We start from the raw sequence: 10,397 nt of genomic DNA, 5'->3' as shown, positions 1-10,397 counted from the left end.
AACCCGACCAACGCGGCCGGCGACCACTGCTGTGGCAACTACGGCGCAGGGCACAAATCCGCAACCCCACCGCCACTTTGCCAGCACACCCACCCACCTTTGCCAAACCAGGGAAGTTTGGTAACATGGTTGAGGCACATTTACAATGCAATTTTTCATTAAAATACATATCGAGGACCAACCCATGCGTCGTTTTAGCAATAAGTCACCCGGTCGTCAGTCCAGTTGTTTGCTGTAAACACTAGACTGAGGACATAAAATATGAATAATCAACAATCGCAACAACGCTTCATCCCCTGGGTGATCGTCGGCCTGATGGACTTTGTGACCGTCATCGGCTTTGACGATATTATCTACAACTTCCAGAACCAGGGGCTCGTTGCCGTCTTCACGTGGGTCGTCATGACGGTGCTGTACGTGATTCCGTACAACCTGATTGTGGCCCACATGGGCTCGCAGTTCGAGGATCGTGGCGGTGGCATTACCTCCTGGATGCGCGCGGTGAATGGGGACAAAGTTGGCTACTTTGCCGCGTGGTTCTACTGGATTACTGGTTTGCCGTACGTGGTGGACGTCGCCAACTCCGTCGTTATCTCGCTGGGGTGGATCATTACCGGTAACGGTGACATCCAAAGTCACCTGGGCAACGCCTGGTTTGGTATCCTAACGGCCGTTATCTTCGTTGGCTTCATCTGGTTCCAGCACCTGTTCAAGAACCGCTCGCTCGAGATTCTCAGTACCATTGGTGGTGGGGCCATGTTCCTGATGACCATTCTCTTCGTGGTCATGACGTTTGCGGGGTTGACCTCGGGTAAGCCGATTGCGACCCACCCGTTCAACTTGCACGCCTTTCTGCCGAAACACTTTGACTTCCGGTTCCTGGCCACCTTTGGCCTGTTTGTCTTTGCGATGAACGGCTCGGAAATCGCGGCACCGTACACCAAAGACATGAAGCACCCGTCCCGGGACTTCCCGAAAGCCCTCAAGATGATTGCCATCATGACCATGTTCCTAACGCTGTTTGGTACGTTCAGTCTGGGTGTGTACTTCAATGCGCACCACCTGCCGAATGACCTCAAGATGAACGGTTCGTACTACGCGTTCCAGGCTATTGGTCGGCAGTACGGGATGGGTAACGTGTTGATGTACATCTTTGCCGCCGTCCAGGGTATCTACATGTTGGCACAACTGGCCGTGATTCTGGATGCGTCCACGCGGATCTTCCTGGGTGACGTGGCCAAGCAGTACATGCCCAAGCAGCTAACCAAGCTGACCAGCGACGGGTTGCCAATTAACGGTTACTGGCTGACCACCGCTATCTGTGGCATCATCATGGCGCTAGCGGGGATGTTGCCGCAGATTAACGACATCTTTAACTGGCTGTTGAACCTGAACGGGATCGTCAGCCCAGCCAGCACGCTGTTCCTGTTCTGGGCGTACATTATGGTTCGTAAGCACAACGAACAGTATCACGGTGGCGATTACGTCTACCTAAAACACCGGTGGGCCGGGTTGACCGTCGGCTGGTGGATGTTCGGTATCACCGCGCTGCTGGCTGTCCTTGGATTCTTCCCGGTCGACGCCGTGTTTGGTACGGGTAAGTGGACTATGGAAATGATCCTGAACATCGGGGTGACGGCCGGTATGATCGTCCTCGGTTTCCTGATGCCGTGGGTGGCAAAACGCCAGGCTGCGGCCCGTGGCGGTATCGCCTTTGGCAAAGGGACGTGGTACACCCTGACCGGTGTGATGCTGGTGGTACTGATTGGCCTGACCTCATGGGGGTTAGTTGAGTCGCTGCTACCAGCCAGCATGGGGCTCCTCCGCTGGCTCGTGGTACTGGCGGTCGACGCCGTGATTTTCGTAGTTGTTTGGGGGATGACCAAGGATGGTCGCACCCAGGTCAGCAGCTACCAGGATTAATTAATGGATACAAAGTAGGGGACGACGCCGTTGCGGTTGTGACGGGTGGCGTCCTTTTTGCGTGCCAGTGATTGTTCACTGCACTTTTCAGCCTTCCGCCCGATGAATCGGCGCGCAGAGACCAGTACTATAATAAGTGTTCCGCGGTTATCAACGTGTAGCCGCGTAGTAACTGTAAGTAATCAAACGGGAGGGTATCATTATGACTAACCAAAACGTCGTGTCTGTACGCGACCTAACAAAAACATACGGTAAGAAGGGTGAAAAGCAGTACCAAGCGTTAAAGGGGATTAGCTTTGACGTGGCGCCCGGCGAGTTTGTCGGCATCATGGGTGCAAGTGGCTCTGGGAAAACCACTTTGTTGAACCTATTGAGTACCCTGGATCAGCCAACGAGCGGCTCCGTCACCATTAACGGTACGGACGTGACGCAGTTGAGCGGCGACCAGTTAGCTGACTTCCGCGCGCAAACGATCGGATTCATTTTTCAGGACTTTAACTTGCTAGAAACCCTGACGGCGCGGGAAAACATTGCTTTGCCACTAGCACTGCAAAACGTTCCGTCCGGCCGTATCGCTGAGGACGTGGACGCCATCGCGCAACGGCTGGGCATTACGCCCATCTTGGATTCCTACCCGAGCGCCATCAGTGGTGGGCAAAAGCAGCGTGTCGCTGCGGCCCGTGCGTTGGTGCACAAGCCGGCCATCCTCTTTGGGGATGAACCGACGGGGGCCTTGGACTCCCAGAGCGCCCGGGAGTTACTGGAAACGATGAAAATGTTGAACACTGACCAGGAAGTACCCATCCTGCTTGTCACGCACGATCCGTTCTCGGCGAGCTACGCCCAGCGGATTTTGCTCATCAAGGACGGGGTGATCGGTCAGGAAATCAAGCGTGGGGACCGCAGCCGCGAGGAGTTTTACCGCGAACTGCTTGACGTCCTCGGCACGTTCCAGAACTAGGGGGTGTCGAGATGCTCAACAAACTAGCGTTATCGGGTATTAAAAGCCGCCTCCGTGATTACGTCGTGCTGTTTTCCGGCCTGGTCATCGGCAGCGCCATCTTCTACATGTTCATGGCGTTGGCGACCAACGACCAGTTCCAGAAGGCAAATTCGACGGTGTCCGTTACGCCGATTATCTTCGGCTTTGGGGCGGTATTACTCGCCATCATCACCTTTGTGTACATTATTTATGCCAACTCGTTCCTGCTCTCACTGCGGCAGCGGGATTACGCCCTGTTCATGATGCTGGGTGCAAAGTCGCGCAAGATCAGTCGCCTGATTTTTACCGAGACGCTGGCACTCGGTGTCGGCGCCACGCTGGTCGGGACCGCTATCGGTGTCGGGCTAACCGGTGGGGTGAGCCAACTGTTGCGGCAGATGCTGGATGCCCCCGCGCGACACCTGGTGAGCCTGTACTGGCCGGCGGTCCTGACGACCATCATCTTCTTTACCGTCCTGTTCTTCCTCGCGGCGTTGGTCAACGCCCGCAAGATGCGGCGGACGCCGGTGCTGGAGCTGCTCCATGCGGACACGCAGCCGGTCATCGTGCAGCGTCGGCCGGTACGGGAATTGCTGCTAGCTATTCTGGGTATCATCAGCCTCGGCGTTGGCTACTGGGCCATGAAGGCCATTAACCACCTGGGCATTAACAGTATTCCCATCGCGCTAGTCACCATTGTTTTGGGTAGCTTCCTGCTGGTCGGGGCCGTGGTGACATCCATTGTGGGGGCGCTACGACGCAACCACAAGTTCGCACAGAAGAACGTCCGTAGCTTTACCCTGGCCCAGATTGGGTTCCGGCTCCACTCGTACACCGCAATCTTGGCGGTGGTGTCCATCCTCTTTGCCTTAGCACTGGGTGCCATTACGGTCGGGCTGAACTTCTACCAGGAAACACCGACAATGACTAACGCACTGAGTACCTACGACGTGGTGCTGCACGACCCGACTACGGCCACGCAGCGTGAGGCCGACAAGTTGACGGGGGTTACCAGCAAGGTTACTTACGACGTCAAAGTGGATCAGTCCAACAACACCGCCTACTTCCAAGCGGATGAGGTGAACGCGCACCCGGTACTCGAGGTGAAGGCCAATTTTACCAAGCGTGACGTGATGCAGTATTCTCAGTACAAAGCGGATACGGCCAAGGAAAATACGGTCGAGTACCAGAACGCATTCTTAACGCTGACCACGATGAACATCGCGGGCGGCTCCAAACTGCGGTTTGTGGACGCGCAGTCTTATGCTCGCGCAGGTGGGCAGGTGCAGAAAGTGGTGACTTACCGGGTTAGTGATTTACGCGCCAACATTCCGGTCATGAAGAAAATCCATGAAATGGAAATTAAGCGTTACCCACAGCTGATGAAGCGTTCCGCACCGGATAAGTACACCATGTACACCATGATGAACGGGATGAACAGTGGCTTTGCCTTCATGGGCTTCTTCCTGGGGCTGGCGTTCCTCGCCATGCTTGCCAGCACGTTGATGTTCAAGATCCTGTCGGGGGCTGCCGCCGACAGGGCGCGTTACCGGATGCTATCCCGCATGGGTGTACGGCCCAAGCTGCTACGGAACTCGATTCGAACCGAAATCGGTGTCCTGTTCGGAGTGCCGGCAGTGCTGGGGGTAGTTCACGTATTGTTCGGACTCCAGCTGTTTAAAGCACTACTGATCAATCCGTATGCTGGTATCTGGGTGCCGTTTGCCATCTTTGCGGTGCTCTACATCCTGTATTACGTGCTCACCGTGTGGCTGTACAACGGGATTGTCCGTCCACGCGAGTAACCGCAATTAACGAACATTGAGCTAAAATCAAAGCGGGATGTCCACATTTTTACCATGCCGGACACATGTCAATTAATTTGGGCGTGCATTTAGGACGGTAATGGAGGATAATAGATGTGTGTTTCTCACGTGGGTGATGGCAAAGGCGCGGCGGAATGCTGTTTCGGCCGTGTCATGACATCAACCGATTAAACCAATTTTGATTATTAAAAAGCGTGTGCGTTTGCAACCAGCTTGCTGACGCGCACGCTTTTTCGTGTAAGAACTGGGCCAATGCAGTTTCGAACGATTTATGAAAAATGTGTGGCGATTGTTCTTGTTTTACGTGAATATCAGTGGTATCTTTTTTGTAAGCAGGGAACGGACCCTTAAAACAGAGGAGGACTTGTAGTGAAATTCACTAAGGTAGCGACTGTGGCGGCGGCCGCAGCATTGACGGTAGTTCTGGCAGCGTGTGGTTCGAGCTCGTCCAGCTCGAGCAAGACGAGTAAGCACTCGGTTGCGTTGGTCACCGATGGTGGTGGTGTCGACGACAAGAGTTTCAACCAGTCAGAATGGGAAGGGCTGGAAGCTTGGGGTAAGGCCAATGGTCTGAAGAAGGGCGTTGGTGGTTACAACTACGCCCAGAGCGATTCCGAGGCCGACTTTACGCCGAACGTTAACAAGATGGTGCAGGCTAAGTACGCTACCATTATTGGTAGTGGCTACAAGCTGAGCAAGACCATCAAGGCAGCGGCACAGAAGAACCCGAAGACCAACTTTGTCATCATTGATGACGTTATTAACGTGAAGAACGTCGCTAGCGCAACGTTTAAGGATAACGAAGCGGCCTTCTTGGCTGGTGTGGCTGCAGCTGAAACCACTAAGTCAGGCAAGGTTGGTTTCATCGGTGGTGTGCACGGTGCCGTTATCGACCGTTTTGAGGCTGGTTTCCGTCAGGGCGTTGAGCAGGTCAACAAGGACCAGAACAAGAAGGTTACTGTTGACGTGAAGTACGCTAACAGCTTTAGCAAGCCAGATGTTGGTCAGACGTTGGCACAGACGATGTACAACAACGACGAAGACATCATCTACCAGGCTGCTGGTGGTACTGGTTCCGGGGTCTTCTCCGCGGCCAAGAACGCCATCAAGTCCAAGAAGGTTTGGGTAATCGGTGTTGACCGTGACCAGACTGCCGAAGGTAAGTACAAGGGCGGCAACTTGACCCTGGCTTCCACGGTTAAGGGTGTGGACACGGCCGTTAAGGACCTGGCAACGGATGCTAAGAAAGGCAAGTTCCCTGGTGGCAAGACCATTGCGTACGGCCTGAAGGGTGACGGTGTTAAGTTGGCCCGCGACAACATGAGCGCCTCCGTATGGAAGGACGTTCAGAAGTACCGGACTGACATCATCAACGGCAAGATCAAGGTCGCTGAAACGCCATCCGCATTGAAGTAACCTAAGCGTCGACGAACCGGGGCCACTACGCCCCGGTTTTTCTATACCCTCCTTGTGGCTTGACGTAACTTGGCGTGGATCAAGCCGGGCTTGCTGGTATTGCGCTCCCGTGGACGTGGCACCGACTGGCTGCGGTGGGGAAGGCTCCAGCCCGCAAAGAACGCGGTCTTCCGCCGCCACTTAGAGCCTGTGGAAACCCACCACAGTCTCTAAGCTGGTCTCGCCGTACGTCGCTGCGCTCCTACGGCGTCCGCATACGCGGACCGTAAACAGCCAATCGGTGACACATCCACTCCGCTCCATACCAGCAAGCCCGGCTCGACCCACACATAGTGGCGTCGTCAGCAGATGGGTAGACCACGAACAGCGCACTATGCCCATGGCCTGGGGCTGCTGGTGTTACGCTCCCGTGGGTATGGGCACCACCGGCTGCGGTGGAGAAGGCTACAGCCCGCAAAGAGCGCGGTCTTCCGCCGCCACTTAGAGCCTACGGAAAAGCGCCGTAGTCTCTAAACTGGTCTCGCCGTACGTCGCTGCGCTCCTACGGCGTCCGCATATGCGGACCGTGAACAGCCAGTGGTGCCCATACCCACTCCGCTTCACACCAGCAGCCCCAGCCCTCCAATTGCGGAGTTTACAACCTTGGAGACTGGATTGGTGGCCATAACCGATAATGGCTAGCTAGCATACCAACTATAGTGGGGGTAGGTGTAGTCCACGAACAGTGAGGCAGATGCAACACCAATAGAATTCGAAATGGTGTTCATAGACACGCTAGGTACTCGATGTATTTGAAGTTATAGAACTTGATTTGTGAATAGGGTTTTATATAAGTCTGTTAACGCCGCCTCTAATTTAAGGGAGGTGTTACAACCCGCATCGCTAGCAGTATCCGTACTTATCCCCACACACCCTCGAGTGGAAATCGAACTAGCGGAGAACCTGAGTGGGGTGTGGCTGGGACTGGGGGCCGGAGCCGACTGGGTCCGGAACGGTGACCGCTACCAGGGGGTACCGCCGTTAGGGCTTTAGCCCTTACGGCGCGACGATATTCAAGACTGACGCTGGGTTTGCGGCAGGCTTGAATTCGCGCCGGAAATCGCGGGCTTTGCGATTGTAGGCTTCGCCCTAGAAGCGGTCACCGTGGAGTGACCCACAAAGGCGTAGGCCCCCAGTCCCAGCCGCGCCCCGCTCAGATTCTCACACCACTAACCGTTTCCACCAGTGAATGATGTGGGGATGAAAACGGATAATGTACGGAAAATTTATAATTAGGCGCAATTACCAGTATCGGAACGGGCAGAAACACGGTAATATATTAATAGGTATTTTGGTGGTCGCAACAAATCAGCCACAACTGGTAGTATGATAGACACCAGTGGCGGCGTACACCTAGTGGGTGGCCACCGCCTACATAATTGCAGAGGAATAATTCATTTTTGGTGTGCGTGGATAGTAACACGCATGCTGGGGGACCAGCTATATGGCTACAGCAGCAATTGAGATCAATCATTTAACCAAAGCTTTCGGTACTTTCAAGGCCAACGATGATATTTCCATTTCTTTTTACAACGGCCAAGTGCACGCACTGTTAGGGGAGAACGGGGCCGGTAAGTCGACCCTGATGAACATGTTGTCGGGCATTTTGCGCCCCACTAGTGGTGAAATCAAAATCAAGGGTCAGGTGGTAGACCTCCACTCGGCCAAAGACGCGACGGACCTCGGAGTGGGGATGGTGCACCAGCACTTTATGCTGGTCGACGCCTTTACCGTCCTGGAAAACATCATTCTGGGCGCGGAGCCAACCAATGCCGGTCGCCTCAACAAGAAACAGGCGCGGGCGAAAATTCAGGCCATTCTGGATCAATACGATTTGGAGCTGGATTTGGACGCCAAGGTGAGCGACATTTCCGTCGGTATGCAGCAGCGGGTGGAGATCGTCAAAATTCTCTTCCGTGACGCGGACGTGCTGATTTTTGATGAACCCACTGCGGTGTTGACGCCGCAAGAAATTACCGAGTTACTGAAAATTATGCGGAAGCTCGCGGATGAAGGCAAAGCCGTCATCCTGATTACGCATAAGTTGGAGGAAATTCGGCAGGTGGCCGACTACACCACGATTGTGCGCCGGGGGCACGTCATTCAGACCGTGAAGACGGCCGATGAATCCGCTGAGGACCTGGCCACCATGATGGTCGGTCGCGCCGTCAACTTTGCACTCGACAAGGCCCCTTACCAGGATGGGCCCGCCATCCTGAAGATTGAGCACCTCGACGTGGTCGACCACAAGAAGGTTCACCGCGTCCGGGACTTCAACTTAACGGTGCACGCCGGTGAAATTGTCGGCCTGGCCGGGGTCGATGGTAACGGGCAAAGTGAGCTGGTCAAAGCGCTGACTGGTTTGATGCCGGTTGCTAACGGGACGGTGACCGTGGGCGGTAAGGACACGACCCACGCCAAGCCGCGGCAGGTCACCGAATCCGGTGTCGGCCACATTCCCGAAGACCGGCAAAAGTTTGGCCTGATCATGCCCATGTCCGAAATTGATAACATGAGCATGATGGAGTACTACCGGCCACCTTTGGCCCACCACGGTGTGCGTGATGCCAAAGCCGCGGCGGAAATGACCGCCCGGTTGAACAAACAGTTTGACGTGCGGATTGCCGATATGCACAATTCCGCTGGCTCCATGTCTGGTGGTAATCAGCAAAAGCTGATTATTGCCCGGGAAATGAGCAGGGATCCGCAACTAATGATTGCCATGAACCCAACCCGGGGCCTGGACGTCGGTGCCATTGAGTTTATTCACCAGCAGATTCTGAACGCGCGGGCGGCAGGACATGCGGTGCTACTAATCTCTTATGAACTGGATGAAATTCGTCAGCTCGCCGACCGGATTGCCGTTATCCACGCGGGGCACCTAGTGGCGACTGAGGATGCGGAGAACTTGACTGAACAACAAATTGGTTTAATGATGGCCGGCTCTGGCCAGCAGGACAAGGAGGCCACTACCAATGCGGATTAGTAAAACTTGGATTCGTAGCATCTGGATCCCAATCATTGCGGTCTTCTTAGGCTTACTGGTGGGTGCCATCATCATGCTGCTGTCGGGGTTCAACCCGATTCAGGATTACGCCAACATGTTCATGGGTGCGGTGGGTACACCTAACGCCATCGGTGAAGTGTTGCGGACCGCGACCCCGTTAATCTTGACGGGGTGCGGCTTTGCTATCGCAAACTCGGCCGGTTTCTTTAACATTGGTGTTGCCGGCCAGGCGCTGCTGGGCTGGGTGGGTGCCGTCTCCTTTGCCCTCTGGTTTCCCGATCTGCCCCGCATCATCATGTTGCCCGGTGCTATCATTGCCGGCGTCATCTGTGGGGCCATCTGGTCCGGGATTGCCGGCGTGCTGCGGGCCTTCTTCGGGACCAGCGAAGTGATCACGACCATCATGCTGAACTACGTGGCGTTATACGGTACGAACGCGTTCGTGAAGGGCGTGCTGGCCAAAGGGGATAACGATTACTCCCCGACGGTTCCAACAGCGGCACGGTTGCGGACACCGTTTCTGGAAAACTTGACGCAAAACTCGACCTTCCATTACGGACTGATTATTGCAATTATTGCGGCCATCTTCCTGTGGTGGCTGATGCGGAAAACAACTTTGGGTTACGAAATTCGGGCCGTGGGGATGAACCCCGACGGTGCACGGTACGCGGGGATGTCCGACAAGAAGACGATTATCCTCTCTATGCTGATTTCCGGCGCTTTTTGTGGATTGGGCGGCGCCGTCGATGGTCTTGGTAACTACGAGAACATCATCGTGAACGACGCCATGCCTAGCATTGGCTACGACGGCATGTCCGTGTCGCTGTTGGCGGGCGGTTCGGCCATCGGGATCATCTTTGCGGCCGTGCTGTTTGGCCTGTTGAAGATTGGTGGACTGAACATTTCCATCATGTCGAACACGCCGTCAGAAATTGTGGACATCGTGATTGCCGCCGTCATCTTCTTTGTCGGTGCGCAGTACATCATTCGTTACGCGTTGAACACCAGCGCGCGGCGCCAGGCTGCGCGTAACGCCAGCAAGGTGACCGCATCAACGGCTGCGGCCGCGGGCGTAGCGTCTGGACCTGGTGACGCGGAGGCAGACCAGCCGCGGGCGGGCGAGATACCGCCACGCAAACGGGGCCAGAAGCAAAGCAAAGTCGAACAACCGGACCACCACGATGAACACGATGGGGAGGCGTAA

General features: G+C 55.2%; 6 protein-coding genes. All 6 read left to right on the top strand.

The genetic code is table 11. The annotated features are described in order from the left end of the window. The first annotated feature begins 261 nt into the window (after positions 1-261). The 6 genes from LPA02S_RS02575 (at position 262) to LPA02S_RS02550 (ending at position 10,397) form a co-directional block, all read left to right on the top strand. Positions 262-1,923: an APC family permease gene (locus LPA02S_RS02575; RefSeq protein ID WP_056956732.1), complete on the top strand. Its 1,662-nt coding sequence runs from the start codon at positions 262-264 to the stop codon at positions 1,921-1,923. Between the two features lie 202 nt (positions 1,924-2,125). Then, positions 2,126-2,884, top strand: coding sequence for an ABC transporter ATP-binding protein (locus LPA02S_RS02570; protein ID WP_054649004.1), 759 nt, complete (start codon positions 2,126-2,128; stop codon positions 2,882-2,884). Between the two features lie 11 nt (positions 2,885-2,895). Next, on the top strand, positions 2,896-4,710 hold the full coding sequence (locus LPA02S_RS02565) for an FtsX-like permease family protein (protein ID WP_054649006.1): 1,815 nt from the start codon (positions 2,896-2,898) through the stop codon (positions 4,708-4,710). Between the two features lie 390 nt (positions 4,711-5,100). Further along, positions 5,101-6,147, top strand: a complete 1,047-nt coding sequence (locus LPA02S_RS02560) for a BMP family lipoprotein (RefSeq protein ID WP_054649008.1) — start codon at positions 5,101-5,103, stop codon at positions 6,145-6,147. A 1,483-nt stretch (positions 6,148-7,630) separates the two neighbouring features. Further along, complete coding sequence (locus LPA02S_RS02555; RefSeq protein ID WP_056956731.1) at positions 7,631-9,172, top strand: ABC transporter ATP-binding protein; 1,542 nt, start codon at positions 7,631-7,633, stop codon at positions 9,170-9,172. Beyond that, a complete protein-coding gene (locus tag LPA02S_RS02550; RefSeq protein WP_082405293.1) occupies positions 9,162-10,397 on the top strand; it encodes an ABC transporter permease in 1,236 nt (411 codons plus the stop codon). The genes LPA02S_RS02555 and LPA02S_RS02550 overlap by 11 nt, the downstream gene beginning before the upstream one ends.

This window comes from Lacticaseibacillus pantheris DSM 15945 = JCM 12539 = NBRC 106106 (assembly GCF_001591865.1).
Taxonomy (GTDB): domain Bacteria; phylum Bacillota; class Bacilli; order Lactobacillales; family Lactobacillaceae; genus Lacticaseibacillus; species Lacticaseibacillus pantheris.
The sequence above is the reverse complement of the archived record's forward strand: the minus strand, read 5'-3'. Positions and strand labels throughout refer to the sequence as shown.

What these genes read in the sequence shown, in the direction of transcription:
- LPA02S_RS02575 (WP_056956732.1), top strand. Translation starts at nt 262, where the DNA reads ATGAATAATCAACAATCGCAACAACGCTTCATCCCCTGGGTGATCGTC.
- LPA02S_RS02570 (WP_054649004.1), top strand. Translation starts at nt 2,126, where the DNA reads ATGACTAACCAAAACGTCGTGTCTGTACGCGACCTAACAAAAACATAC.
- LPA02S_RS02565 (WP_054649006.1), top strand. Translation starts at nt 2,896, where the DNA reads ATGCTCAACAAACTAGCGTTATCGGGTATTAAAAGCCGCCTCCGTGAT.
- LPA02S_RS02555 (WP_056956731.1), top strand. Translation starts at nt 7,631, where the DNA reads ATGGCTACAGCAGCAATTGAGATCAATCATTTAACCAAAGCTTTCGGT.
- LPA02S_RS02550 (WP_082405293.1), top strand. Translation starts at nt 9,162, where the DNA reads ATGCGGATTAGTAAAACTTGGATTCGTAGCATCTGGATCCCAATCATT.